Below are 25,938 nucleotides of genomic sequence, written 5' to 3' on the forward strand. Positions count from 1 at the left end.
GACCTCGGGAGGCCCGCCACCGAAAAAGGGAGTGACGGACCGAAGTCAGGGAGTGCAGCTCTTCTTACGCCGGTATGACCCGGATCAAGTTCGCGGGTCGGCAGCTTTGCCATCTCAGCACGCCACATGCGTGCACCCCGGAGCGGGGCCGATTGTGCGGGCCGAAGCCCGCCGCCGTCAACCCGGGGGCTGGTGCAGGTCGCCGTCGACGTAATACCAGCGCTCGTCCTCGCGCACGAAGCGGCTGCGCTCGTGCAGGCGGAACGCCACGCCCGTCGCGCCACGCTGGCGGGCGACGAACTCGACCTCGGCGTGGTCGGCGTCGAGCACCGAACGCGAGCGGATGTCCAGCCCCAGCCATTTGACGCCCGGCTCGAACTCGACCGAGGCCGGTCGCTTCGATGCGTGCCAGGTGGCGAGCAGGTAGTCGGCGCGGGCCAGCACGAAGGCCGAATAGCGCGAACGCATCAGCGATTCGGCGTCGGGCGCCGGCGTGTTCTCGAAATCGTCGAGGTAGCGCCCACAGCACAGGGCGTAGCCGATGGGCTTGTCGCGACGGTCGGTGCGGCCGCAGGGGCAGGGGCCGGGAGTGGGGTCGGTGGCGCTCATGAAGGGCTCTATTGGAACACTTGGCGCGGTGGGGGTTGAAGGTGGGCTTCCTGGCATGCCCGCTTTGCGAGGACCTGCCGGGGCCAAAGGCGCCGGGGCCTCTTGCGCCAATGGCTTGTGCCGCTACAGTCGTCCGGCGTTTCGTTCCTTCAAGCTGAACACCAAAGCATGCTTTTGCGATTCCTCAAGCTGTTCTTCCTGCTCGCTGCGACCCTCTCCTTGGGCGCCTTCGCCTTTCTGCACGGATTCAATGCATGGCGCGCCGGACAAATCGTGGTCACGCGAAGGGGACGCGAACCCTTTGTCGCAAGCGCCGATGGTGCATTTCCCCTCACGTTCAATATGGAAGTCTGGGGATTGATGATCATCGGGGGTGCCGTTGCGCTTTGCGGCATTGCAGGCGTCGTCAAGTTCCTCATCAACACGCCGGACCAGCGACGCACGATGCTGACCCGTATGGATGGCGTCTCGCGTCGCGAGCGCAGTGACATGGACATTCCGTGGCCGGTTGGGCTTGCCATCGTCGGGGCGGTTGTGGCGCTTTTTGTCTACCTGGGGTTTAGGGTCCACGCGCAATAGCTTTGTCTGCCTGCAATCGGCCAGAACCAGTCACTCCGATCAGAGAAGTCGCACGATGAGCCACGAAGCAGCGCCACACAACGAGGTCGAATGGTTCCATGATTTGGCAAAGCTGCCTGTCGAGGAACTTGTCCAGCAAGCGACTGACGTTAACCGCACGAGGTTCAGGAAGTTTGTGACTGCGAGCCTGCCGGGCCACGTGCCCCGGATAACCAACCACCCGCCGAATTTGCGACGACGGTCCTCGAGCTCAGGGCCAACCAACGTGGGTGGAATCGAGCCCTCGGTGAAGCGCTAATACACGCGGATGACCAACGGTCCGAAGGAAACTTGCAGGCTGCGATCTCGGCATTGCGATCTTTTGCCAGCTCATGCCCTTGGAAAGCCTTTGGGGATATCGCGCGTGTCCAGGCCGACAAACTCGAGAAAGACCGGCAGTAGAAAAAGGCTGCATCCAGCCACAAGCGGTCATCCGCATCTGCTTTCCGATGACGGCTTAGAAACATTCGCGTACTCTCGCCCCCAAATTTCCCTGAGGTTTTCATACAAATGCTGGAGTCTCTGGTGTCTGGAAGACACGCCTCGGCGCTCTTCAGGTCTTTGATGCAAGCCGATGGATCGCTCGACGCTAGGGCACTAGAAAGCCTCCTCGGGCTTGAGTACCCGAACACCAGTCCAGGTGCCTTCATCGCCATACGCCGATGGTTGAAACTGGGTAGTGTTGAGATTTCGGACGAGGACTTGAACGCCCTGATTTCGCACTATCTGAAAGAGGCCGCGTACATCGACTAGCTCGGCGTTCTAACCCTTCGATAGGAGCGGAACCTCTGTTGCAGGAAGCGGCCACAACCGTTCAATCGTGCCGTAGGAAAAATTCGAACAACAGCAGACCTTCAACCGTCCTGTTCAGTCGACAGACCAGATTCGAACGCACCACCATTGTGATAGTGCTCAACGATCCGCATTGCCATGAAGCCATATGCTTTTTCGGGAGGCGTATCGTTCTCGACGTATCGAATGTGTGAGACCACGTAGGCGGAGCCCAGATGCTGGTTCGCTTCCGCCACCCCGCGTAGCACGTGTTGGACGAGCTGATCTTCGTTCAAAGGCTTGTGCCGGCACTCGCCTGTGCCGGCGAGTCGCTCACAGATGGGAAAGCCATCGAGTGGGCCACCGAGTCGAATCTGAAGCAAGTTGTGCGTTGGTCCGGTAATACGGGCAGCAGCGAAAAATTCCCCCAAGCGTACGAACTGCATTTTCGATGTCCAGTTTCTGTGCGAATAGCTGAATCATGCCTCAGCGACTACTGCAGAATTCGGCCACAACCGGTCGATTGCACGGCCTGTCAAAATTCGATCGGCAGACGTTCAGGTGTTAAACCGCAGGGGGAGCAGGATCAGTGTCGAATCGCAAATCTAGGCATCTCGCACGCGAGCGACTTGAGCACCAAGTGGAGAGGGCCGTTGAAGACCTTGTGAAGCAGAACGGGACGGTCTACGTGGAGCGTTCTGGAGAGGGGGCGCTGGACTCAATACTGGTTCAGGTTGTTCTACGAGACGCTCTCCCGGCCCATGCCACGACTGCACTTCAGCGCAAGCTCCGGGAACTGTTGCTGGATCTCTTCCCACCGGTCTCTACGCCTGAATGCTGTGCAGTGGTTGAACAATTTGGAGAGAAGTTCTATCCGTTGCATGGCTAGGACGGCAGTAGTCGGCCAAGACCAGTCTTTCGATCATGCTTCCTAAGAACAAAGTCTTCGCAAACGTCAAGCGCGTCCTGGCGCTGAGCGCGCTCGTCATCAGCGGCAGCGGATATTCGGCAACTACGCAGTTCGCTGACGGCGGAGTGTTTCTTGACTATCTTGTAATGAGGGAAGCTTCGGCGGTCTGTTCGGATCGGTTTCCGGGATTCGCGCAAAGGTTTGCGCCCGCTTTTGCGAAATGGCAAACACGTCGGGCAGCACAACTTGAGCGAGGCCCTACGGCACTAGAAGCTGTGGGCAAGAGCCAAGGTGTCGACTACGACAGCGTTGTCCGACTGACGATCGACAAGCTCAATCGCTCGCCTGCGGTCGTGGTTCAGAAGGAGTGCGGGCAGGTGCTCGAGTCGCTCGGCGTCGAGTGAAAACCGTTTAAGCAGCAGACGGCCACACCCGGACTTTCACTTCCGCTGCCCACTTCGCGAATTCGATGATAAATACGTTGAAACTCTCCTCAATCGAGAACTACCTCGCCTGCAAGGATGATTCGCCCGAGGAACGAGATGCCGCGATTCGGGAGCGAGAAGATCTCTTGCAGAAGTTTCCTCACTCCGTGATGCTTGAAATGGCCTATCCGGAACTTGACTACGCGCATCGCTGGTGTTGGCAACGCTTTGGTCCAAGGGATGGCTCGTGCACGCAAAAGTATTCTGAGTACAAGGCTTGCTCCGACGAGACTGAACACCGTCACATCGGGAAGTGGACCTCACATTGGTTCGTGAAGACAGACTACGACTTCGGCTACAACGAGTTCTACTTTGTCGAGCTGGCAGACCGCGACCTGCTCCTCGCACATCTCTCAGACATTCACTGGGGAGAGCACTATCCGAAATAGCAGCATAAGAAAGCCAGGTAAGCCGGAGCGAGAGCGGCCTAACCCTGTCATCGAGGGGGGCGCCCTCGGCCAGTCGGTCAGCGCCTCTCACATCAAGCGTTGAGCGGAGCGATAAGAGCGCAACGTGACTTCGATTTACCCATGTATTGGGCGGCTGCTATCGGGCAAAGGCAAGGACCGCAGTGGGCCCACTGCGGTCTTCCGACATTGTCCGAAGCTGCCGGTCGTCGCGCCAAGGCTAAGAGACATCTCCTTCCACGCAATGTCTAGCCAGGCACGCTGAATAAAATCCAGCCATGTCCGCCGCTTTAGTCCCGCGCCCCCGGTGCACCGCTTGCCTGCGCCCGCTCAGCGCCTGCATCTGCCGCTGGGTCGCGCCCACTGCCCACGCAGTGGAGGTACTAGTGCTGCAGCACCCGCTCGAGGTACACCAAACCAAAGGCAGTGCTCGCCTGCTGCACCTCAGCTTGGCGCACTGCCGCTTAGTGGTGGGTGAGGCATTTGCCGTGCCCGTCTGGCCGGTGGACGGCAAGCACACGCTGCTGCTGTACCCGGACAGTCTGCAAGATAGCGCCCCGGACCTGCGGGTCCCCCCCCCGCTACCGACCGAGTGGCCGGAAGCCCAGTCGCGCCTGCGCCTGGTCGTGCTGGACGGCACCTGGCGCAAAAGCCGAAAGATGCTCTACCAAAGCCCACCACTGCAACAGTTGCCCCGCTTGGCCCTGCACAACCTGCCGCCTTCGCACTACCGTATCCGCAAAGCCCATGGGCCCGACCAACTGTCCACGCTGGAGGCGACCTGCTACGCCTTGTGTCAACTGGAAGGCGGTGCGGCGCGGTTCCAGCCCTTATTGAATGCCTTCGACGGGTTTGTAGAGTACTTGGAGCAGGCTGGTGGGCAGCGAAACGCGCAAACCGACAAGTCCTGCCCTCGACCAAGGGCTACGGGGTTCATTTAAGTGACCGGCTAAATGGCTGGTTTTGGCCGGATGCCGTCAACGTATCTGAGGCTCCATCGTTACAAAGCCGAAGTTCAATACCCCGCAAAGTCGTCGTCGGTCAGATGATCCGAGAGGCGTTCATAAGCTACCCCATAGATACAGCGACTTCTGTTCAGCAATCGCCTGTTTAGCGAGTCTTTGAAGATCCAGCACCACAGGTCGCAGTTCCGCCACATCCACTTGAAGCTCCTCGGTGTCGGCCCATCGGGGGAGTGCAGCATCAAGCGCCGAGTGTTCGACGTGAGCAAGAAGTTGGACTAGCCGATCTGGGAACCGGAAGAGCCAGGAGTCCCCTTCATCGCCGCCCTCGTCACTTTCCAACTCGTGCAGGTCAGCATCCCATTCCTTCCCTTCTAGGATTGCCCACAAAGTGCCTACTTCAAGGTCGGTGAAGCCTTTGTACTCAGCCGGGCGCAATTGCAATGCAATGGCCTTGCCCTGGTCATCTTCGCTCATCCGGTCCGCGTAGCGCGCGGCTTCTCCTTCATTCGCGACGAAGAAGTCGGAAAGTAATCCCATTGCATTCCTCCTATGTTTCTATGCTGCCACTGAGCTGCGTAACGCGGATTTAGATGACTAGACCGCTTCCGAGGGTGTCTGGCTCCGACGCCAAGTGACCGGTCCTGGCCGAAAGTCGTCTTCCTAGAGCACTAGTCATCAAGCGGCGAGCACTTTGTGCGAATCCAGGGAGTGTGAACGTCGGCCCGCTCTGCCTCCCACTCGGGAGCCAAATCAAGCAACGCATTGAGGCTAGGGTCACGGTCGAGCAAGCGCCCCATCCCGACAACGCTGTATTCAGACGCATTGTCAGCGTGCTCGCCGCCGCAAACAAAGCACCAACTCCCGCCGTACCTGGCTACAAGGAGGACAGGCTTCACGTTGTCGAAAACGTGGATGCAGACATAGGATTTTTGACCGCGTTGCATTTTCTTAGCGCCGGTACTGAGGGCGTTGTACCTCTGGGTTCTGTCTTCCCGTGTTTCTGCCGCCCGCGTCGAACGACCGGTTGAATCCGCCGCCGAAAGCGGGCAACTGAAGAATGCCACAGGCTCATGTCTTCCGAAACGAGAAGAGCGCCCCTGCGCCGTACCCCTACTCGGTCAACACCTCGCACTGCGCTTCAATCCGCGCATGCAAAAGCCCCAACGACACCGCAAGAAACCGCTGCAGCGAACTGCGCTGACATGCATCGAAAAGCGGCGCGGCGTCTGCATCTGAAGTAGCGGCGTCGCGCCGATCCTCATCCCAGTCGAGCAACTGCACCAACGTCTGAGCGCCCTGCACTACATCACGCGCATCGTTGAGGAAGGCAGCGTGACTTTGCTGTGAAGGAGAGAGCCGTTCGCCTTCAACCCATTCGAAGGGTTTGAACAAGGCAGTGGGTCGTTGAGACGCACAAGAACAACCAGCGTCGGTACCCGCATTTGAAGCAGTGGCCATAGGCCTCCAAGGATGTCGATTTGCAACAACCGACGCACCCGACGCCAATCGGGGGCGGCAGCTCGAACGGGTTGGCGTACCGGGACATCCTTGCGGAAACCGGCAGGGCGCGAGCCCTCCCATTCGAGCCGCCTAAAAAAGCTGCGCGAATGAAAAAGCCGCAGACCTTGTGCGGTAACTGCGGCTTTCGTCGCAGGATGTCAGCGGGACGCCAATCCCGGCCTCGCTCATCACGAGGCAAAAGCAATGTACGCGGTCGCTCGGACGCCTGTCAAGCGTCAGCGACTGGAACGCACCGCCCCACCCGAAACATCACCCACTCAGGTCGCGGCGTTGGTTCACGTGATCAGACGATCTCAGGCGAGCGCGCGTTGAATCAGCAGCTTCTGGATGTCCGACGTGCCTTCGTAGATCTGGCACACGCGCACGTCGCGGTAGATGCGTTCCAGCGGAAAGTCGTTCACGTAGCCGTAGCCGCCCAGGGTCTGGATGGCGGCGCTGCACACGCGCTCGGCCATCTCGCTGGCGAAGAGCTTGGCCATGGCGGCTTCTTTCAGGCAGGGTCGGCCGGCATCGCGCAGGCTCGCGGCGTGCCATATGAGCTGGCGCGCGGCTTCGATCTGCGTGGCACAGTCGGCCAGGCGAAAGCCCACGGCCTGCTGGTCGAAGATGGCGCCGCCGAAGGCCTGGCGCTCCTTGGCATAGGCCACGGCCACGTCGAAGGCGCTGCGGGCCATGCCCACGCTCTGCGCGGCGATGCCGATGCGCCCACCCTCGAGTGCGCCGAGCGCGATCTTGTAGCCCTCGCCTTCGGCGCCGATGAGGTTCTCGGCCGGGATGCGGCAGCTGTCGAAGTTGATCTGCGCGGTGTCGCTGCTGTGCTGGCCGAGCTTGTCTTCCAGGCGCGCGACGTTGTAGCCGGGCGCGTCGGTGGGCACGATGAACGCGCTCATGCCGCGCTTGCCGGCGCCCTTGTCGGTCACGGCGATGACGATGGCAACCTGGCCGTTCTTGCCGCTGGTGATGAACTGCTTGACGCCGTCGATCACGTAGCCGTCGCCGTCCTTGCGCGCGGTGGTGCGCAGGCTCGATGCATCGCTGCCGGCCTGCGGCTCGGTCAGGCAGAAGGCGCCGAGCATCTGGCCCTGGGCCAACGGCTCGAGCCACTTCTTCTTCTGCTGCGCGTTGCCGTAGCGCATGAGGATGGCGTTGACGGGGCAGTTGGTCACGCTGATGGCGGTGCTGGTGCCGCCGTCGCCGGCTGCGATTTCTTCAAGCACGAGTGCGAGCGTGAGGTAGTCGAGGCCCGCACCGCCATGCTCCTCGGGCACGCAGATGCCGTAGGCGCCCAGCGCGGCCAGGCCCTGGTGCACTTCCTTCGGGAAGCTGTGGTCGCGGTCCCACTTGGGGGCGTTGGGCCAGAGCTCGGCCTGCGAGAAATCGCGCACGGCGTCGCGGATGGCTTCCTGGTCTGCGCTGAGCAGCATGGCGTTGTCTCCAGTTCTTTCTTGTCGGTGGGTGCGCGGCTTACTTGCCGGCGCCCAGGTCCATGATGAGACGCGCGGCCATGTACAGGCGGCGCGGAATCGCGCTGATGTCGACGTACTCGGCCTTGTCGCTGTGGTAGCCGAAGCCGGGCAGGCCCAGGCTTTCGATCACGGGCTTGCCCGCGAGCGCCGCGTAGGCTGCGTCGGTGCCGCCGCCGGTGCGCTCTTCGACGCCCACGCTGCCGCCGGCTTCCTTGTAGAAGACCACGGCCTTGTCGACCAGCTTCTTGCCGCCCTCGCCCGCGTTGAAGGCCGGACGGCCGCGCGTGACGAGCACCTTGACGTCGGCCTCGGGTAGTTTTTTCTGCTGTGCCTTCTCTTCGAGGGTCTTCATGGCGGCGTCGAAGTCTTCGTTGCGTGCGTAGCGCACGTCGGCGTTCAGCGTGGCGCTGGCCGGGATGATGTTCGACACGTTGCCGGCCTTGGCAATGGTCCAGTTGAAGCGCAGGTTCTTCGACTTGTCGTCGATGCTCATGGTGCGCAGCACGAGGTCGGAGGCCTCGACCAATGCGTTCACGCCCAGCTCGGGCGCGGCGCCCGCGTGCGAGGCCTTGCCGGTGATGTTGACCTGCACGTAGGCGATGCCCGAGGTGCCGAGCGACATCTTTTCGTCGCCGGCGCTGGTGGGCTCGAACGAGAGCACGTAGTCGGCCAGCTTGGCTTCTTCCTGGATCAGGTCGCGCGAGCCGAAGGAGCCTTTTTCTTCGTCGGTGTTGAACAGCACGGTGATGGTGCCGTAGTCGCGCACGCCATAGTCTTTCAGCAGCTTGAGCGTGTGCAGGATGACGGCGTTGCCGCCCTTGTCGTCGGCGATGCCGGGGCCGTAGGCCTTGTCGCCTTCGATGCGGAACGGCGCCTTGGCGAGCGTGCCCTTGGTGTACACGGTGTCCATGTGCGACATGAGCAGCAGGTTCTTGCCGCCGCGGCCCTTGAGCTTGCCGACGATGTTGTCGCCGACCACGAGGCCGGCCGACTTGCTGCGCGTGACGGTGAAGCCGAGGTTTTTCAGTTCGCCTTCGAGGTACGCGCCGGCGGCGGCCATGCCTTCGGCGTCACCGGTGCCGGTCTCGATGTTGACGAGCTTCTCGAGCGTCTTGATCACCGCCGGCTGCTCGTCGGTGGCGGCCTGGAACAGCACGTTGTCGCGCTTCTGGGCCCAGGCGCCGCCTGCCACGAAGGCGGTAGCGAGCACGGCGGCAACGGCGGTACGGTGAATGGATGGGCGCATGAAATCTCCTGCTCTACGCATGGTTTTGTTTGAACTGTCCGGGGTGGAAACCGGCCGGCGCCCTCTCCCGGGCGCCGGCGGCTCCTGGCGTTATAGCAATTCGAGCGCGACGGCGGTGCCTTCGCCGCCGCCGATGCACAGCGTGGCCACGCCGCGCTTCTTGCCGCGCGCCTTCAGCGCGTGCAGCAGCGTGACCATGATGCGCGCGCCGCTGGCGCCGATGGGGTGGCCCAGCGCGCAGGCGCCGCCGTTCACGTTGACGATGTCGTGCGACACGTCGAGCTCGTGCATGAGGGCCATGGGCACGACGGCGAAGGCCTCGTTCACTTCCCACAGATCGACGTCCTTCACGGTCCAACCGGTCTTGGCGAACAGCTTCTGCACGGCGCCGACCGGCGCGGTGGAGAACCACTCGGGCTGCTGTGCGTGCGTGGCGTGGCCGACGATGCGCGCCAGCGGCTTGGCGCCGATCTTCTTCGCATGCGACTCGGTCATCATGACCAGCGCGGCGGCGCCGTCGTTGATCGACGAACTCGAGGCGGCCGTGATGGTGCCGTTTTCTTTCTTGAACGCGGGCTTGAGCGTGGGGATCTTGTCGAGCTTGACCTTGCCCGGGCCTTCGTCGATGGAGATGACGGTGTCGCCGCCGCGGCCCTTCACGGTGACGGGCGTGATCTCGTCCTTGAAGGCGCCCGACTCGGTGGCGGCCTTGGCGCGCTGCACGCTGGCGATGGCGAAGGCGTCTTGCTGCTCGCGCGTGAAGTTGTACTTGGCGGCGCAGTCTTCGCCGAAGGTGCCCATGGAGCGGCCGGGCTGGTAGGCGTCTTCGAGGCCGTCGAGCATCATGTGGTCATAGATCTTGTCGTGGCCCATGCGGTAGCCGCCGCGGCCCTTGAGCATGAGGTAGGGCGCGTTGGTCATGCTTTCCATGCCGCCCGCCACGATGACGTCGTGCGTGCCGGCCAGCAGCAGGTCGTGCGCGAGCATCGCGGCCTTCATGGCCGAGCCGCACATCTTGCTGAGCGTGACGGCGCCCGCGCTGTCGGGCAGGCCGCCCTTGTAGGCCGCCTGGCGCGCCGGGGCCTGGCCCTGGCCGGCCATGAGGCAGTTGCCGAACAGCACTTCACCCACGCTCTCGGGCGCGATGCCGGCGCGCTCGACGGCCGCCTTGATGGCCGCGCCGCCCAGGTCGTGCGCGGAGAGGGACGAAAAGTCGCCCTGGAAGCCGCCCATGGGGGTGCGGGCGGCGCCGACGATGACGATGGATTCGGACATGGAGGTCTCCTTCAGAAATGTGAAAGTGAAATCAAAGACAAAACGAAAACGGGAATCGGAAACGGGCGGTCAGAAATGCGTCGCGTGGCCTTCGTGCTGGAAGCGTTGCGACTCTTCGTACGGGAACACATCAAGCATCTGGCCGGCCTGGATGCGTTCCTTGTGGTGCTGCCAGAAGGCGGCGTCGAGTAGGTCGGCGTGGTGCGCCATGAAGGCGGCGCGCACGTCCTTGTTGCCGAGCAGAAAGGGCTCGAAGGTCTCGGGGAACACGTCCTTCGGGCCGACCGAATACCAGACCTCGCCGCTCATCTCGTCTTCCTCGTTGCGCGGCGTGGGCACCTTGCGGAACTTGCAGTCGGTGACGTATTCGATTTCGTCGTAGTCGTAGAACACGACCTTGCCGCCGCGCGTGACGCCGAAGTTCTTCCACAGCATGTCGCCGGGGAAGATGTTGGCGGCCACCATGTCCTTGATGGCGTTGCCGTACTCGATGACCGCATGCTCCAGCTGGTCCTTGGCGCGTCGGGCCTGGGCCGGGCTCTCGGGGTGGGCCAGCGTGTCGAAGGCTTCCTGCAGGTAGATGTTCAGCGGGATCATGCGGCGCTCGATGTAGACGTGCTTGAGCACGACCTCCATCTCCCCGTTGCCGTCGCGGTCGCCGATCTCGAGCTGGCTGGGTGCGAACTTGCGGATCTCCTCGATGAGCTCGGGCTCGAAACGGTCGAGCGGAAAGCCCACGTTGCTGTACTCGAGCGTGTCGGCCATGCGGCCCACGCGGTCGTGCTGCTTCACGAGCATGTACTTGCCCTTGATCTGCTCGCGCGTGGTGTCCTTCTGCGGCGGGTAGAAGTCCTTGATGACCTTGAACACGAAGGGGAACGAGGGCAGGTCGAACACCAGCATGACCATGCCCTTGATGCCGGGCGCGATGCGAAAGCGGTCGCTCGAGTAGTTCAGGTGCGAGAGGAAGTCGCGGTAGAACAGCGTCTTGCCCTGCTTGGCCAGGCCGAGCGCGTTGTAGATCTCGGCGCGCGGCTTGCGCGGCATGAGCGAGCGCAGGAACTGCACCCAGGCCGAGGGCACTTCCATGTCGACCATGAAGTAGGCGCGTGCAAAGCTGAACAGCATCTGCAGGTCGTCCTCGCCGAACAGCGCCGCGTCGATGTAGAACTTGCCGTGGGTGTCGTGCAGGATGGGCAGCGAGAACGGGATCTCGGTGAAGCCGTTCATGATCTTGCCGACCACGTAGGCGCCCTTGTTCCGGTAGAACAGGCCCGACAGCACCTGCAGCTGGAAGTTGGCGCGCAGCTTGACCTGGTGGAAGCGGTTCAGGATGACGTGCGCCACGCGCTCGGCGTCGCGCCGCTTGTTGGCGTAGCTGCCCTGCAGCGCGAAGTCGTCGAGCATCTGCTCGATGATGTCGGGCAGCGTGGCCTGCGAGGGGTAGTACGGCCGGTAGGTGGGTGCGCCGCGCGGCTCGATGTACTCGGTGCTGATGGCCGGGCGCACGAAGATGAAGTCGTTCTGGAAGTAGGCCCGGTGCAGGATCTTCGTGGTGACCGAGTTGAAGAAACTCTCGGCCAGCTCGGGCTGGTGGTGGTTCACCAAAAGCCCGATGAAGTGCAGCTTGACCTGGTGCCAGACTTCCATGGGCTGGTCGCCGGCCTTGAACTCTTTTTCGAGCCGGGCCACGGCCTCGTTCACGCGCAGGTCGTAGAACTCGATGCGTTCGCGCTGCGCCCGCTGCTGGCCGTGCCAGTCGGCGGTCTCGAAGCGGTGCTTGGCGCGCGCCGATTCGGCCCGGAACAGCCGGTAATGCCGGTTGAACCCGTCGATCATCGCCTTCGCGATGTCGTAGGCCAGCGGCGAATCGAGGCGCTGCGGGAACATGGCGGCAATACCGACGGGGGCGGCGATGGCAGCGGCAGCGAACTCAGGCGGCTGGCGGCGTCTCGGTGCCTTCGGTGCCGTCGGCACCCGCCTGCGCCGACGGCGAGGCGCCGGCCGGCTTGCTCCACTTGTAGCGGATGCGCTGCACGGCGGCCTTGTAGATGGCGTCGAGCGGCTTGTCGCCCTCGACACTCAGGCCGAGGTCTTGCAGCAGGCCGTCGTGCACGCCGAAGGTCCAGCCGTGGATGCGCACCTTCTGGCCGCGCGCCCAGGCATCGACCATGACGGTGCTGACGGCCACGTTGACCACCTGCTCGGCCACGTTGAGTTCGCACAGCGCGTCGACGCGCACGTCTTCGGGCAGGCTGTCGAGCATCACGCTGTGGCGGTCGCGCACGTCCTGGATGTGGCGGATCCAGTTGTCGGCCAGGCCGATGCGCTTGCCGCTGAGCGCAGCCTTGACGCCGGCGCAGCCGTAGTGGCCGACCACCATGATGTGCTCGACCTTCAGGTGCTCGACCGCGAACTGGATCGCCGAGAGCGCGTTGAGGTCGGAGTGCACCACGATGTTGGCGACGTTGCGGTGCACGAACACCTCACCTGGCTCCAGGCCGGTGATCTGGTTGGCGGGCACGCGGCTGTCGGAACAGCCGATCCACATGTAGCGCGGCGTCTGCTGCTTGACAAGGCCGGTGAAGAAGCCGGGCCGGTCACGCTCCATCTGGGCGGACCAGGCACGGTTGTGGGCAAAGAGGTCGTCGAGGTTGTCGGAGGGCATGGTGGTCTATTGTCAGTGAGTCGTCGTGTCGGGCGTGTTTTCGCCGCCTCGGGCGTCCTGGACGGCCTTGGCGGCCTTCTGCGCCCTGGTCAGGGTGGCGCGGCCTTTCTTCTCGTGTTCTCGCACTTCGGCCAGGTTGGCCTGCAGCTCGGCCAGCTGCGCCTCGAGCTGCGCGCGGTGGGCGCCGAGCACGCCCAGGAATTTTTCCAGCTGCGGCACGGTGTCGCGCGGGCTGTCGTACATGTCGAGGATGTCTTTCGCCTCGACCAGCGTCAGGCCCAGGCGCTTGGCGCGCAGCGTGAGGGTGAGTCGCGCCCGGTCGCGCGCGCTGTACACGCGCTGCAGGCCGGCCCGCTCCGGCGACAGCAGGCCCATGTCTTCATAGAAGCGGATGGCGCGCGTCGTGAGGTCGAACTCCTTGGCGAGCTGGCTGATGGTGAAGGTCTGCGCGGGCATGGGCGGCAAGGGTTGCGGGGGCGACAGCAGGTTGGCGGCGCATTCTCTACAATGTTGCCTCAACCCATGACGTTTACGTAAACGTCAATCATACATGAACCTCCTCGAACGCGAACTCCACTACCCCCTGGGCGACACCCTGCCCGCCGCCGGCGAAGCACTGGAAGTCGCGCCCGGCGTGCGCTGGATCCGCATGCGGCTGCCCTTTGCGCTGGACCACATCAACCTCTGGCTGCTGCGCGACACGATCGACGGCGTCGAGGGCTGGACGGTGGTCGACTGCTGCATTGCGCACGACGAGGCCCGCGCGCAGTGGGAGCAGATCTTCGAGACCCAGCTGCAGGGCCTGCCGATCCTGCGCGTGATCGTGACCCACATGCACCCCGACCACATCGGCCTGGCCGACTGGCTGTGCCAGCGCTGGAACGCGCCGCTGTGGATCAGCGCCACCGACTACCACGTGGCACGCGTGCTGTGCAGCGCCGGCGACACGCTCGCGGGCGGCGACGCGGCGGCCGACTTCTTCGCCTCGCACGGCCTCACCAACCCCGAGTCGATCGCCAAGATCCGCGCGCGCACCAGCTACTACACCAACATGGTGCCCAGCGTGCCCGCCCGCTACGTGCGCATGATGGACGGCGACATCGTCACCATCGGCGGGCGCGACTGGCGCTGCATCAGCGGCTACGGCCACGCGCCCGAGCACATCGCGCTGTACTGCGCCGAGCCGAAGCTGCTGCTGGGCGGCGACATGATGCTGCCGCGCATCTCGACCAATGTGAGCGTGCACGCGGGCGAGCCCGAGGCCAACTCGCTGCGCCTGTTCCTGGACAGCATCGACAAGTTCAAGGCCCTGCCGGCCGACACGCTGGGCCTGCCCTCGCACGGCAAGCCCTTCACCGGCATCCATCGCCGCGTCGACCAGCTGCAAGAGCACCACCGCGACCGCCTGGCCGAGCTGCTCGAAGCCTGCCTCGCGCGGCCGATCACGGCGTCGGAGGGCCTGCCGATCCTGTTCAAGCGCGAGCTCGACCTGCACCAGATCACCTTCGCCATGGGCGAGACCGTGGCCCACCTGCACCTGCTGTGGTTCTCGGGGCAGGTGAAGCGCACCCTGGATGCCGACGGCATCTACCGCTTCGGCGCAGCCTGAGGCCCCCCGGCTTTTCACTTCGCTTCGCTGCGTGTAACTCCACCCCCCGAGGGGGAGGCGCGGCTCGCCTTGGGGCGGCCCGGCGGCGGCCGCATAGACTCTGGGAATGACAATGTCGAACACGCTGGCTGAGCTGCGCGCCGGCCGGCTGGCTGGCGCACGACGACTGGACCTCTCGTGCGGACTCACCGAGTTCCCGCGCGAGATTTTTGCGCTCGCCGACACCCTCGAAACGCTGAACCTCACGGGCAATGCGCTCAGCGCACTGCCCGACGACCTCGGCCGGCTGCACAAGCTGCGCGTGCTGTTCTGCTCGGACAACCGCTTCACGGAACTGCCGGCGTCCCTGGGCCAGTGCCGCCAGCTGGACATCGTGGGCTTCAAGGCCAACCGCATCGCCCACGTGCCTGCCGAGGCACTGCCTCCCTCGCTGCGCTGGCTGATCCTGACCGACAACGCGATCGAAGCATTGCCCGACACGCTCGGCGACTGCACCCGCATGCAGAAGCTGATGCTGGCCGGCAACCGCCTGCGTGCGCTGCCGGCGTCGGTGGCCCGCTGCCGGCAGCTCGAGCTGCTGCGCCTGTCGGCCAACCGCTTCGAGGCGCTGCCCGAGTGGCTGCACACGCTGCCGCGCCTGGCGTGGCTGGCCTGTGCGGGCAACCCGTTCGACGCGCCGACCGAAGACGCGGCCATCGACGCGCCCACCGTGCCGCACGTCGACTGGCACGACCTCACGCTCGGCCCGAAGCTCGGTGAAGGCGCCTCGGGCGTGATCCACCGCGCCACGCTGGCCAGACCCGATGGTGCTGCGCAGCCCGTGGCGGTGAAGCTGTTCAAGGGCGCCGTCACCAGCGACGGCTGGCCGCACAGCGAGATGGCGGCCTGCATCGCAGCCGGCGCGCACCCGACGCTGATCGCCGCGCAAGGCCGCATCGACGGCCATCCCGACGGCACCGAGGGCCTGGTGATGGCGCTGGTGCCGCCCTCGTTCCGCACCCTGGCCGGCCCGCCGAGCCTGGCCTCGTGCACCCGCGACGTCTACGCCGACGATGCGCGCTGGACCACCCGCACCGCCCTGCGCATCGCGCGCGACATCGCGGCGGCCATGGCGCACCTGCATGCGCGCGGCCTGCTGCATGGCGACCTGTACGCCCACAACATCCTGTGGCACGCGCAGGACGGCGGGCGGCTCGGCGACTTCGGCGCGGGCTGGATGACCGGCGCGCTCGACCCGGCACTGGCGAAGGCCCTGCAGAGCGTGGAAATACGCGCCTTCGGCTGCCTGCTCGAAGAGCTGGCCGAGCGCTGCGACGATGCGGCTTCTTCTCCCTTGACGCTGCTCGCGGCGCGCTGCCTGCAGCCCGAAGTGGCGGCGCGGCCGTCGTTCGCCGAGGTGCTGTCGGTGCTGGACACCGCCGCGCCATGACGCGCCCCCGCTTCGTCGTCCCCATGCCCACGCGCGACGGCGTGAGCCCGAGCTGCGTTTCGCTGCCTTACGGCCCCTGGTCCACCATCGCCGAGTTTCTGGTCGAGCGTTTTCCCGCCATCTCGCGCGAGGCCTGGTTGTCGCGCATCGAAGCGAACGACGTGTGCGACGAGCACGGCGTGCGCATCACCGCCACGCGGCGCTACGAGTCACCGCTGCGCGTGTACTACTACCGCGCGCTCGACGCCGAGACGCCCATCCCTTTCGAAGAGCTGGTGCTGCACCAGGACGACGACCTCGTGGTGGTCGACAAGCCGCCCTTCGTGCCTGTCACGCCCACCGGCAAGTACGTGCAGCAGAGTCTGCTGGTGCGCCTGAAGCGCAAGCTCGGCCTGGACGACCTCGTGCCGCTGCACCGCATCGACCGCAACACTTCGGGGCTGGTGCTGTTCTCGGTGCGCCGCGAGACGCGCGGCGCCTACCAGGCGATGTTTCCCGAGCGGCGCATCGACAAGCATTACGAGGCCGTCGTGCCGTGGCACGAGGGCGTGTCGTCGGTGCCCGCCGTGTACCGCAGCCGGCTGGTGGACGACGACCATTTCATGCGCATGCGCGAAGCGCCCGGGGAGCCGAATTCCGAAACCCGCATCGTGCTGCGCGAGGCGCGCGACGGCCATGCGCTGCTGGAGCTTTCACCCGTCACCGGCCGCAAGCACCAGCTGCGCGTGCATTGCCAGGCGCTGGGTCTGCCGATCGTGAACGACCCGTTCTATCCCACGCTGCAGCCTGCGGGGAATGACGACTTCGACAGGCCGCTGCAGCTGCTGGCGCGGTCGCTGGCTTTTGTCGACCCGCTGAGCGGCGCCTTGCGCACCTTCGAGAGTCCGCGCCGGCTGGCGCTGCCTTCTGCAGCTGCTGCCGCCTAGGTGACGCGGCGCGGGCGCGTCGCGGACTAAGCTTTCTCCTGACGGGAATTGAACTTCCTCTCTTCCACCACTCAGGAGACAAACGCACATGGACACCACCCAACTCTTCTCGCTGAAGGGCCGCAGCGCCTTGATCACCGGCGGCTCGCGCGGCATCGGCCGCATGATTGCCGAGGGCTTCCTGGCGCAGGGCGCGCGCGTGTACATCTCGGCGCGCAAGGCGGCGGCTTGCGATCAGACGGCGAAGGAGCTGTCGGCTTTTGGGCATTGCGTGTCGCTGCCGGCTGATGTTTCCACTGTGGAAGGGGCTCAGGCGCTGGTCGATGCTTATGCGAAGCATGAAGGGTCGCTGGACATCCTGGTCAACAACGCGGGGGCTGCCTGGGGGGCGCCTTATGAAGAGTTTCCGGAGAGTGGCTGGGACAAGGTCGTCGACTTGAACCTGAAGACGCCCTTCTTTTTGACCAAGGCGTTGACGCCGATGCTCAAGAAGGCGGCTACGGATCATCTGTCGAAGGTGATCAACATTGCTTCTATTGACGGGATTTCTGTGAATCCGCAGGAGACTTATTCGTATGCGGCGAGCAAGGCTGGGTTGATTCAGTTGACGCGGCGGATGGCGCTACGGTTGGCGCAGGATCGGATCGTGGTCAGTGCGATTGCTCCCGGAGCGTTCGCTTCGGATATGAATAAGGATGCGCGGGATCACGGGGATGAGGTCAGGGGACGGATTCCTGCTGGGCGCATTGGTACGCCTGAGGACATGGCTGGTGCCGCCATTTACCTGGCTTCGCGGGCTGGGGACTATGTGATGGGGTCTACGTTGGTGGTGGACGGCGGGGTTACGCACGCTCGCTAGGTTTTTGGACTGCGTTGTGAAGTTGCTTCCCGGGGCCGGGTCTCGCCCCGGCAGGCGACCTACTTTTCTTTGCTTCGCCAAAGAAACGTAGGCAAAAGAAAGGCGACCCTACTGTCTGCGTCCCTCCGCTTCGCTACGGGCAACCTGCGGTGCTCACGTTTCGCGGGGTCTCGCCCAAACTCGCTTCGCTCAAACAAGGGCGAGCCCTGATCCGCGAAACGCTCCGCTCCTCGGCGCATACAGAAGGGGTTGGGATACCAACGGGCCATCGCTTCGCTCGGCCAGTGGGCCGCAGCAGGCGCTTTGCGCCTGCTGCGGCTGGGATTGGTCGCGACGTTGGTTGGAACATGAGTGCAAGCGCAAGCGCACGCGCGGGTGCAGATGTGCTTACGAGCACGAACACGGGATTCGGCTGTTGGCAACTGCCGGGCCGAGCGAAGCGACGGCCCGCCCGGTATCAAAGCCCCTCTGGCTGCGCCGAGGAGCGCAGCGTTTCGCGGATCAGGGCTCGCAGCTGTTTGAGCGAAGCGAGTTCTGCGAGACCCCGCGAAACGCGAGCACCGCAGGTTGCCCGTAGCGAAGCGAAGGGTCGCAGACAGTGGGGTCGCCTTTTCTTTGCTTACTTTCTTTTGGCGAAGCAAAAGAAAGTGAGTCGCCCGCCGGGGCGAGACCCGGCCCCGGGAAGCAAAGGAACACAGTCAGCCCCACCGAGGCACAGCCTCATCCTTCAACTGCTGCCTAAGCACCCCATAGTCAGGCACCACGCTTTCAACGGTCTCCCAAAACCGATGCGAGTGATCCATCACCCGCAGATGCGCCAACTCATGCGCAACGACATAGTCGATCACCGGCAAGCGAAAGTGAATCAACCGCCAGTTCAGCCGAATCGACCCATCCGCACTCGCACTCCCCCACCGCGTAGCAGCGTTGGAAAGCGACAGCTTCTGCCATGACACCCCCAGCAGCGGCGCAAAGTGATCCAGCCGCTCGATGAACAGCTTGCGAGCCTGCCGCATCAACCAGGCCTGCGCCGCATCCCGAATCTGCGAGGGCGCCGCGTTCTGCGCCACAGCCAACCGCAGCGTCCGCGGGCCACCGCCTTCGACAGCGGGGTCGAGCGTGCCGCCGACGCTGGCGAAACCGTGCTTCGGATCGAGCCGGATCACCACCAGTTCGCCAAGAAAAGGAAACTCCGCCCCATCTTCCCAAGCAATCCGCGTCGCCTCGACCCGTGCATTGCGTTGCTGCGTCTCCGCCAGCTTGCGCAGAATCCAGTCGGCCTTCTCCCGCACCGCCGCATCGACATCGCGCAGCGTGACCCACCGCGGCGCCCGCACCGACAAACCTTCGGCACCCACAAGAAAACCGATGGTCTTGCGCTGCCCGCGCTTGAATTCGTAGGCCACCCGCGCCGACCCCAGAACCACTTCACGCGTGGCCTGCGGATGTGTGAAATTCGCGAGCGTCAGTGTGTCAGCCAACGGCACCGCAGGACGCGGATCAACGGGTCCGACAGGTGAAGGCGCGGGAGCAGCAGGTGGCACAGGCGCTGGCGCCTTCTTCCGCGGCCGCCGCGGCGGCGCAGCAGCAGGCGCCGGCGTGCTCCCCAGCCCCTCGAAGAGGTCCATCGTGAACTGCAGCATTCCCCGCATGTCGGGCCCGGGTCTGAGGGTGGCGCGTCAGCCCGCTTCGCGCGGCAACGTCTGCTGCGGCTGCGCCGGGCTGTCGCTGTAAGCCTCGGGGTCGAGGCGGCGCATCTCGGCCTCGATCCAGGCTTCGACTTCGCGCATCAGCTCATCGGGCTTGCGGCCCACGCTCGAGATCGCCGGGCCGATCGACACGTCGACCACGCCAGGGCGCTTGATGAAGGCCTTGCGCGGCCAGACCTTGGCCGAGGTGACGGCAATCGGGATCACGGGCACGCCGGTTTCGCAGGCCAGGCGCGTGCCGCCGCTCTTGTAGGTGCCCTTCTGGCCGCGCGGAATGCGCGTGCCCTCGGGGAACATGATGATCCAGATGCCCTGCGCGAGCAGCTTGCGGCCCTGGTTCACCACCTTGTTGAACGCCTGCGCGCGCTGGCTCCGATCGATGTGGATCATGTCCAACCGCGCCATCGCCCAGCCGAAGAACGGCACGTAGATCAGTTCCTTCTTGAAGACGAAGGCCAGCGGATGCGGCATCAGCGTGGGCATGAGGAAAGTCTCGAGCGTGGACTGGTGCTTCACCAGCAGCACCGCGCCGGCGAGTTGGTCGGTCGGCAGGTTTTCCATGCCGGTCACGCGGGTCTTGATGCCCAGCAGCACTCGCGCGCCACCGATGGCCCAGCTGAGCCATTGCTCGGCCATCCAGTACAGCGGAATGCCGCGCTTCCAGAGCGAGCTGACGCACATGATGATGCCCCAGGGCACCACGGTGACAAGCATCCACAGGGCGTGGAGAACGGAACGGAGAAACGCCATCAGACAGCCACCTGCAGTGCGGCCCGCGCTTCGCGCGCGAGCAGAAAGTCGACGAAGGCGGCGAGGTCTTCATGCACCCTCGTGTCCGCCGGATATTCGGGAGGCAGCGGGTGAACCCCGCGGCACGCCGCGCCCATGCCCGTGAGCAGGAGGTGCGGTTCGCAGCCGGCCGCAGCGCCGGCCTGCAGGTCGCGCAGGCTGTCGCCCGCGGTGGGCACGCCCTTCAGGTCGATGCCGAAGCGGTCGCCGATCTGAAGGAACAGCCCTTCCTTGGGCTTGCGGCAGTCGCAGCCTTCGTCGGGACTGTGCGGGCAATAGAACACCGCATCCACCTTGCCGCCCACGGCCGCGAGCATCTTGTGCATCTTGGCGTGCATGGCGTTGAGCGAGGCCATGTCGAACAGCCCGCGGCCCAGGCCCGACTGGTTCGACGCCACCACCACGTGCCAGCCCGCATGGTTCAGGCGCGCCACGGCCTCGAGCGCACCGGGCAGCGGCGTCCACTCGATGTCGCTCTTGACGAAATCTTCGCGGTGCACGTTGATCGTGCCGTTGCGGTCGAGGATGACGAGCTTCATGGCGGAACCGCTCCTGGTGGAGGGATGGGGCACGGGGTCAGACAGCCAGCCGCTCGAGCTGCGCCACGCGGTTCATCGCGCTGTGCAGCGACATCAGCAGGCCCAGGCGGTTCAGCCGCAGGTCGGCCTGTTCGGCGTTGACCATCACGTCCGTGAAGAACGCATCGACCGGTTCGCGCAGCGCGGCCAGCGTCTGCAGCGAGCCGGTGTAGTCGCCCGCGTCGAACTGGGCGTCGGCGGCGGGCACGACCTGCGCCATGGCGGCGTGCAGCGCCTTCTCGGCGGGCTCCTGCAGCAGCAGTTCGCTCACGTGCGCATCGGCCTCGGGCGCCTTCTTCAGGATGTTGCCGATGCGCTTGTTGGCGGCGGCCAGCGCGGCGGCGGCGGGCAGTGCGGCAAAGGCGCGCACGGCGGCCAACAGCTTGGGCACTTCGCCCAGGCGCTGCGGCAGCGGGGCCAGCACGGCGTCGACTTCCTGGGCGCTGGCGCCCTGCTCGCGCAGGCTGCCGGCGAGGCGGTCGAGGATGAAGTCGCGCAGCTCGACCGTGGCCTTGCTGCTGTCGAAACCGTCGATGGCGCTGAACTGGGCGGCGGCGTCCTGCAGCAGGGCGTCAAGCCCCAGCGCGAGGTCTTTCTCGATCAGCATGCGGATCACGCCCAGCGCGTGGCGGCGCAGCGCGAACGGGTCGCGGTCGCCGGTGGGCAGGTTGCCGATGCCGAACATGCCGACCAGCGTTTCGAGCTTGTCGGCCAGCGCGACCACGAGGCCCACGCTGTTGCGCGGCAGCTCGTCGCCGGCAAAGCGCGGCTTGTAGTGGTCTTCGATGGCGTCAGCCACCGCGGCGTCAAGGCCGTCGTGCAGCGCGTAGTAGCGGCCCATGGTGCCCTGCAGCTCGGGGAACTCGCCGACCATGTCGGTCACGAGGTCGGCCTTGGCCAGTTGGGCGGCCTGGGTGGCTTGCGCGGCCAGCGTCGCGTCGCCGAGTTTTTCGGCAATGCCGCGCGCGATGTGCATCACGCGCTGCACGCGTTCGCCCTGCGTGCCGAGCTTGTTGTGATAGACCACCTTGCCCAGCGATTCGACGCGCGAGGCCAGCGATTTCTTGCGGTCCTGGTCGAAGAAGAACTTGGCGTCGGCCAGGCGCGGGCGCACGACGCGCTCGTTGCCGCCGGTCACGGCGCTTGCGTCCTCGGGACTGATGTTGCTGACGACGAGGAACTTGTTGGTGAGCTTGGCTTGCGCGTCGAGCAGCGGGAAGTACTTCTGGTTGGCCTTCATCGTGAGGATGAGGCACTCCTGCGGCACTTCGAGAAACTCGCGCTCGAAGCTGCAGACCAGCACGTTGGGGCGCTCGACCAGCGCCGTGACTTCGTCGAGCAGCGCGTCGTCGTGGATCGGCACGGAGCCGCCGCCCACCGTCACAGCGGCGGCCGCGAGCTGGCGTGCGATTTCGGCGCGGCGCGCTTCAAAGCTGGCGATGACGGCGCCGTCGTCCTGCAGCTGCAGGGCGTAGCTGTTGGCATCGCGCAGCACCACGGGGTCGACCGCCGCCTCGAAGCGGTGGCCGTGCGTCTCGCGGCCGGCCTTCAGGCCCAGCGCCTCGATGGGCACCACGGTGTCGGCATGCAGCGCCACCAGGCCGTGCGCGGGGCGCACGAAGCTCACGCTGCTCCAACCGGGCAGCTCGCAGCCGCTTTCGAGCTGGTAGCTCATCACCTTCGGGATCGGCAGCTTGGCGATGGCTTCGGCCAGCGCCTTCTGCAGGCCTTCGGCCAGCGTCGCGCCCTTGGCGGTGCTTTCGTAGAACAGGGCTTCGGCCTTGCCGTCCATGGCGCGCTTGAGGCCCGGCACGGCCGAGGCGTCGGCGCCGAGCGCGGCCAGGCGCTTGAGCAGCGCGGGCGTGGGCTGGCCCGAGACATCGAGCCCCACGGCCACGGGCATGAGCTTTTGCGACACGGCCTTGTCGGCGGCGCGCTCGGCCACGTGCGTGAGGTGCGCGGCCAGGCGGCGCGGCGAAGCGTAGGGCGTGAGCACCGAGCCGGCTTCGGCCAGGCCTTGGGCCACGAGCTGGTCGCGCAGCACGCCGGCGAACGCCTCGCCGAGCTTCTTCAGCGCCTTGGGCGGCAGCTCTTCGACAAACAGTTCAACCAGCAGGGAGTTCTTGTTGTTCATGGGGGTCGTCATCGCTCAGGCGGCTTTCTTCGGGGGCATCTGCGCAACCCATTCGCGCGGCGCCATCGGGAAACCCAGGCGCTCGCGGCTGTCGTAGTAGCTCTGCGCCACGCTGCGCGCGAGGTTGCGGATGCGGCCGATGTAGGCCGCGCGCTCGGTCACGCTGATCGCGCCGCGCGCGTCGAGCAGGTTGAAGCTGTGCGCGGCCTTGAGCACCTGCTCGTAGGCCGGCAGCGCGAGCTGCTCGGTCATGAGGTGCTTGGCCTGCTTTTCGTGCGCGGCGAAGGCGGTGAAGAGGAACTCGGCGTCGCTGTGCTCGAAGTTGTAGGTCGACTGCTCGACCTCGTTCTGCTTGTAGACGTCGCCGTAGCTCAGGCCGTCGGTCCACGTGAGGTTGTAGACGTTGTCCACGCCCTGCAGGTACATGGCCAGGCGCTCCAGGCCGTAGGTGATCTCGCCGGTGATGGGCTTGCAGTCGATGCCGCCGACCTGCTGGAAGTAGGTGAACTGCGTCACCTCCATGCCGTTGAGCCAGACCTCCCAGCCCAGGCCCCAGGCGCCGAGCGTGGGGTTCTCCCAGTCGTCTTCGACGAAGCGGATGTCGTTCTTCTTCAGGTCGAAGCCCAGGGCTTCCAGGCTGCCGAGGTAGAGCTCAAGGATGTTGCTGGGCGCGGGCTTGAGCACGACCTGGTACTGGTAGTAGTGCTGCAGGCGGTTGGGGTTCTCGCCGTAGCGGCCGTCCTTGGGGCGGCGGCTGGGCTGCACGTAGGCGGCCTTCCAGGGCTCGGGGCCGAGCGCGCGCAGGAAGGTGGCGGTGTGCGAGGTGCCCGCGCCCACTTCCATGTCGTACGGTTGCAGCAGCGCACAGCCCTTGTCGGCCCAGTACGACTGCAGTTTGAGAATGATTTGCTGGAAGGTCAACATGAAGCTGGCCGGCGTCGGGGGCCGGACATTGGACGGGACGGTGGCGCGGCACAGGCCGCGAAAGCGGACGATTTTACGTTCGCGGGAGGGCATCTCTCCCACAGCCGCTCGGGATGCCGGCTGCCGCGACAGCCCGCGCGGCTGTGGGACAAAGCCCGGCCCCGCACGCTTTTTGGCGTTTCCCGCCGCTTTCGGCACTTTCCTGCGCTTTCCCCCTCTCTCACTGCATGGCACCGCCCCACATCGGCCCCGACACTCCTTTCTTCATCGTGCTCAACGCCGGCTCCGGCAGCGAAGACGCCGCGCAGGCCCGCCATGTCATCGACGACGCCTTTGCCGCGGACGGCCGCCGGCACCGCGTGTTCCTCGTGGACGGCCCCGGCCGCGTGCAGGCGCTGGCGCGCGAAGCGGTCGAGCGCGCCCGGGCCGTGGGCGGCGTGGTGGTGGCCGCGGGCGGCGACGGCACCATCAACGCCGTGGCCCAGGCCACGCTGGGCAGCGGCTGCCCCTTCGGCGTGCTGCCGCAGGGCACCTTCAACTATTTCAGCCGCACCCACGGCATCCCGCGCGACACGGCGCAGGCGCTGCAGGTGCTGCTCACGCAGCAGCCCCGGGCGGTGCAGGTGGGGCTGGTGAACGACCGCGTGTTCCTGGTCAATGCCAGCATGGGCCTGTATGCCGACCTGCTGGAAGAACGCGAAAGCCACAAGGCACGCTTCGGCCGCCACCGCTGGATCGCCTTCTACTCGGGCCTGCTGACGGTGCTGCGCGGGCGCCATCGCCATTGGCAACTGCGCATCGCCTCGCATGGCCACGAGCGCGACATCCGCACGCCCACGCTGTTCGTGGGCAACAACCCGTTGCAGCTGATGCAGGCGGGCGTCGACCACGCCGAGGCGCCCGAGCAGGGCCGGCTGACCGCCGTGGCGCTCAAGCCGGTCGGCCTGCTGGCGATGCCAGGGCTGCTGGTGCGCGGCGCGCTCGGGCGGCTGGGCGATGCCGACGAGGTGCTGAGCTTTCCCTTCGAGTCGATGACGGTGAAGGCCGGCCGGCTGCGCACGCCGCGCCGCGTGAAGATCGCCACCGACGGCGAGATCGACTGGGTCGACATGCCCTTGCTGTTCCGCGTGGCGCCCGACCCGCTGTGGCTGGTGCGGCCCGACAGCGCGCCCGAGCTGGAGGCGGCACGGCCATGAGCTGCCTGCTGCAAGTGTCCGACCCGCACTTCGGCACCGAGCAGCCCGAGGTGCTGCATGCGCTCGAACGCCTGGCGCACGCGCTGGCGCCGCAGGCGGTGCTGCTGTCGGGCGACATCACGCAGCGCGCCACGCGCCGCCAGTTCGCGGCGGCGCGCGCCTTCGCCGACCGGCTGGCGGCGCCGGTGGTGGCGATTCCGGGCAACCACGACATCCCGCTGTTCCAGCTGGCGGCGCGCGTCTTCTCGCCCTACGGCCGCTACACCGAGGCCTTCGGCCCCGACCTGGAGCCGGTGTTCGTCTGCGACGACTGGCTGGTGGTCACGGTCAACACGACGCGCTGGTACCGGCACGAGGACGGAGAGGTGTCGCCCGCGCAGGTCGAGCGCGTGGCGGCGCGACTGGCACAGGCTTCGCCCCGGCAGGTGCGCGTGGTCGTGACGCACCAGCCGGTGCTGGTGACGCGGCCCGAAGACCGGCAGAACCGCCTGCACGGGCGCGCGGCGGCGGTGGCGCGCTGGACGGCGGCGGGCGCCGACCTGATCGTCGGCGGCCACATCCACCTGCCTTTCGTGCGCCCGCTGGACGAGCGCTTTCCGGGCTGCCCGCCCACGGCCTGGGCGGTGCAGGCCGGCACCGCGGTGTCGACGCGCGTGCGCTGGGATGCGCCGAACTCGGTGAACGTGCTGCGCGCGGAGGCGTCCGGCGACGGCGCGCAGCGCGTGTGCGTGGTCGAGCGCTGGGACCATTCGGCGGCAGACAAAGCCTTCACGCGCGTCGACCTATTGCGGCTTCCGCTTGCCAGCCGCGCGACGGCCCCTTAGGGTTGCGCCGCATGCCTCCT

General features: G+C 65.6%; 25 protein-coding genes and 1 riboswitch. Of the genes, 10 read left to right on the forward strand and 15 right to left on the reverse strand.

Annotated elements, in window-relative coordinates; all coding sequences use genetic code 11:
• Nucleotides 1-44: 44 nt before the first annotated feature.
• Nucleotides 45-150: riboswitch (TPP riboswitch) on the reverse strand.
• 27 nt (nt 151-177) lie between these two features.
• The gene (locus tag VHAB30_RS28800) at nt 178-609 is read right to left on the reverse strand and encodes a YchJ family protein (RefSeq protein WP_159279453.1); all 432 of its coding nucleotides are present in this window, start codon (nt 607-609) and stop codon (nt 178-180) included.
• Nucleotides 610-783: 174 nt separating this feature from the next.
• Between VHAB30_RS28800 and VHAB30_RS28805 the strand changes: the two genes are divergently transcribed.
• Nucleotides 784-1,188, forward strand: a complete 405-nt coding sequence (locus tag VHAB30_RS28805; protein ID WP_216850758.1) for a hypothetical protein — start codon at nt 784-786, stop codon at nt 1,186-1,188.
• Nucleotides 1,189-2,081: 893 nt separating this feature from the next.
• Here VHAB30_RS28805 and VHAB30_RS28810 read toward each other — a convergent pair.
• A complete protein-coding gene (locus VHAB30_RS28810; RefSeq protein WP_153284732.1) occupies nt 2,082-2,444 on the reverse strand; it encodes a hypothetical protein in 363 nt (120 codons plus the stop codon).
• A 478-nt stretch (nt 2,445-2,922) separates the two neighbouring features.
• Between VHAB30_RS28810 and VHAB30_RS28815 the strand changes: the two genes are divergently transcribed.
• The 3 genes from VHAB30_RS28815 (at nt 2,923) to VHAB30_RS28825 (ending at nt 4,741) form a co-directional block, all read left to right on the forward strand.
• Nucleotides 2,923-3,312 (forward strand): hypothetical protein, encoded by a 390-nt coding sequence (locus VHAB30_RS28815; protein ID WP_159279455.1) that lies wholly within the window; start codon nt 2,923-2,925, stop codon nt 3,310-3,312.
• Nucleotides 3,313-3,389: 77 nt separating this feature from the next.
• Nucleotides 3,390-3,782 (forward strand): hypothetical protein, encoded by a 393-nt coding sequence (locus VHAB30_RS28820; RefSeq protein WP_159279456.1) that lies wholly within the window; start codon nt 3,390-3,392, stop codon nt 3,780-3,782.
• 296 nt (nt 3,783-4,078) lie between these two features.
• Nucleotides 4,079-4,741, forward strand: a complete 663-nt coding sequence (locus VHAB30_RS28825) for a tRNA-uridine aminocarboxypropyltransferase (RefSeq protein WP_159279457.1) — start codon at nt 4,079-4,081, stop codon at nt 4,739-4,741.
• A gap of 120 nt (nt 4,742-4,861) precedes the next feature.
• Here VHAB30_RS28825 and VHAB30_RS28830 read toward each other — a convergent pair whose 3' ends face one another.
• The 8 genes from VHAB30_RS28830 to VHAB30_RS28865 form a co-directional block, all read right to left on the reverse strand.
• The gene (locus tag VHAB30_RS28830; protein ID WP_062472352.1) at nt 4,862-5,302 is read right to left on the reverse strand and encodes a hypothetical protein; all 441 of its coding nucleotides are present in this window, start codon (nt 5,300-5,302) and stop codon (nt 4,862-4,864) included.
• A 573-nt stretch (nt 5,303-5,875) separates the two neighbouring features.
• The gene (locus VHAB30_RS28835) at nt 5,876-6,157 is read right to left on the reverse strand and encodes a hypothetical protein (protein WP_308789341.1); all 282 of its coding nucleotides are present in this window, start codon (nt 6,155-6,157) and stop codon (nt 5,876-5,878) included.
• A gap of 422 nt (nt 6,158-6,579) precedes the next feature.
• Nucleotides 6,580-7,710: an acyl-CoA dehydrogenase family protein gene (locus VHAB30_RS28840; protein ID WP_095746931.1), complete on the reverse strand. Its 1,131-nt coding sequence runs from the start codon at nt 7,708-7,710 to the stop codon at nt 6,580-6,582.
• Nucleotides 7,711-7,750: 40 nt separating this feature from the next.
• The gene (locus VHAB30_RS28845) at nt 7,751-8,998 is read right to left on the reverse strand and encodes a glutamate carboxypeptidase (protein ID WP_159279459.1); all 1,248 of its coding nucleotides are present in this window, start codon (nt 8,996-8,998) and stop codon (nt 7,751-7,753) included.
• A 90-nt stretch (nt 8,999-9,088) separates the two neighbouring features.
• Nucleotides 9,089-10,273 (reverse strand): acetyl-CoA C-acyltransferase, encoded by a 1,185-nt coding sequence (locus VHAB30_RS28850; protein ID WP_159279460.1) that lies wholly within the window; start codon nt 10,271-10,273, stop codon nt 9,089-9,091.
• A gap of 69 nt (nt 10,274-10,342) precedes the next feature.
• Nucleotides 10,343-12,163, reverse strand: a complete 1,821-nt coding sequence (aceK, locus tag VHAB30_RS28855; protein ID WP_062478759.1) for a bifunctional isocitrate dehydrogenase kinase/phosphatase — start codon at nt 12,161-12,163, stop codon at nt 10,343-10,345.
• A 43-nt stretch (nt 12,164-12,206) separates the two neighbouring features.
• A complete protein-coding gene (gene can, locus VHAB30_RS28860) occupies nt 12,207-12,941 on the reverse strand; it encodes a carbonate dehydratase (RefSeq protein WP_062478745.1) in 735 nt (244 codons plus the stop codon).
• A 12-nt stretch (nt 12,942-12,953) separates the two neighbouring features.
• Complete coding sequence (locus VHAB30_RS28865; RefSeq protein WP_070062936.1) at nt 12,954-13,397, reverse strand: MerR family transcriptional regulator; 444 nt, start codon at nt 13,395-13,397, stop codon at nt 12,954-12,956.
• A 94-nt stretch (nt 13,398-13,491) separates the two neighbouring features.
• On the opposite strand from VHAB30_RS28865, the gene VHAB30_RS28870 reads away from it, so the two are divergent.
• The 4 genes from VHAB30_RS28870 to VHAB30_RS28885 all read left to right on the forward strand — a co-directional run bounded on the left by VHAB30_RS28870 (nt 13,492) and on the right by VHAB30_RS28885 (nt 17,764).
• The gene (locus VHAB30_RS28870; RefSeq protein ID WP_159279461.1) at nt 13,492-14,550 is read left to right on the forward strand and encodes an MBL fold metallo-hydrolase; all 1,059 of its coding nucleotides are present in this window, start codon (nt 13,492-13,494) and stop codon (nt 14,548-14,550) included.
• A gap of 112 nt (nt 14,551-14,662) precedes the next feature.
• Nucleotides 14,663-15,979, forward strand: a complete 1,317-nt coding sequence (locus VHAB30_RS28875; protein ID WP_159279462.1) for a leucine-rich repeat-containing protein kinase family protein — start codon at nt 14,663-14,665, stop codon at nt 15,977-15,979.
• On the forward strand, nt 15,976-16,905 hold the full coding sequence (locus VHAB30_RS28880; RefSeq protein WP_159279463.1) for a pseudouridine synthase: 930 nt from the start codon (nt 15,976-15,978) through the stop codon (nt 16,903-16,905). The genes VHAB30_RS28875 and VHAB30_RS28880 overlap by 4 nt, the downstream gene beginning before the upstream one ends.
• A gap of 88 nt (nt 16,906-16,993) precedes the next feature.
• Entirely contained in the window at nt 16,994-17,764 is a 771-nt protein-coding gene (locus VHAB30_RS28885; RefSeq protein ID WP_159279464.1) for an SDR family oxidoreductase, read from the forward strand.
• 698 nt (nt 17,765-18,462) lie between these two features.
• Here the strand turns inward: VHAB30_RS28885 and VHAB30_RS28890 are convergent.
• Genes VHAB30_RS28890 through glyQ form a run of 5 tightly spaced genes read right to left on the reverse strand, consistent with a single transcriptional unit; the run spans nt 18,463 to nt 23,898 of the window.
• Entirely contained in the window at nt 18,463-19,416 is a 954-nt protein-coding gene (locus VHAB30_RS28890; protein WP_235926958.1) for a M48 family metallopeptidase, read from the reverse strand.
• A gap of 27 nt (nt 19,417-19,443) precedes the next feature.
• The gene (locus VHAB30_RS28895) at nt 19,444-20,223 is read right to left on the reverse strand and encodes a lysophospholipid acyltransferase family protein (protein ID WP_062481794.1); all 780 of its coding nucleotides are present in this window, start codon (nt 20,221-20,223) and stop codon (nt 19,444-19,446) included.
• On the reverse strand, nt 20,223-20,801 hold the full coding sequence (gmhB, locus tag VHAB30_RS28900; protein ID WP_070062939.1) for a D-glycero-beta-D-manno-heptose 1,7-bisphosphate 7-phosphatase: 579 nt from the start codon (nt 20,799-20,801) through the stop codon (nt 20,223-20,225). Before gmhB ends, VHAB30_RS28895 begins: the two co-directional genes overlap by 1 nt.
• A gap of 37 nt (nt 20,802-20,838) precedes the next feature.
• Entirely contained in the window at nt 20,839-22,974 is a 2,136-nt protein-coding gene (gene glyS / locus VHAB30_RS28905) for a glycine--tRNA ligase subunit beta (protein ID WP_159279495.1), read from the reverse strand.
• 15 nt (nt 22,975-22,989) lie between these two features.
• Complete coding sequence (gene glyQ, locus VHAB30_RS28910; RefSeq protein ID WP_062481784.1) at nt 22,990-23,898, reverse strand: glycine--tRNA ligase subunit alpha; 909 nt, start codon at nt 23,896-23,898, stop codon at nt 22,990-22,992.
• Nucleotides 23,899-24,125: 227 nt separating this feature from the next.
• Here glyQ and VHAB30_RS28915 point away from each other — a divergent pair, with 227 nt between their 5' ends.
• Together VHAB30_RS28915 and VHAB30_RS28920 are read left to right on the forward strand one after the other, a co-directional pair.
• Nucleotides 24,126-25,094, forward strand: coding sequence for a diacylglycerol/lipid kinase family protein (locus VHAB30_RS28915; RefSeq protein ID WP_159279465.1), 969 nt, complete (start codon nt 24,126-24,128; stop codon nt 25,092-25,094).
• Nucleotides 25,091-25,918, forward strand: coding sequence for a metallophosphoesterase family protein (locus tag VHAB30_RS28920; RefSeq protein ID WP_159279466.1), 828 nt, complete (start codon nt 25,091-25,093; stop codon nt 25,916-25,918). Before VHAB30_RS28915 ends, VHAB30_RS28920 begins: the two co-directional genes overlap by 4 nt.
• Nucleotides 25,919-25,938 lie beyond the last annotated feature (20 nt).

This window comes from Variovorax boronicumulans (genome assembly GCF_009811375.1).
Classification (GTDB): domain Bacteria; phylum Pseudomonadota; class Gammaproteobacteria; order Burkholderiales; family Burkholderiaceae_C; genus Variovorax; species Variovorax boronicumulans.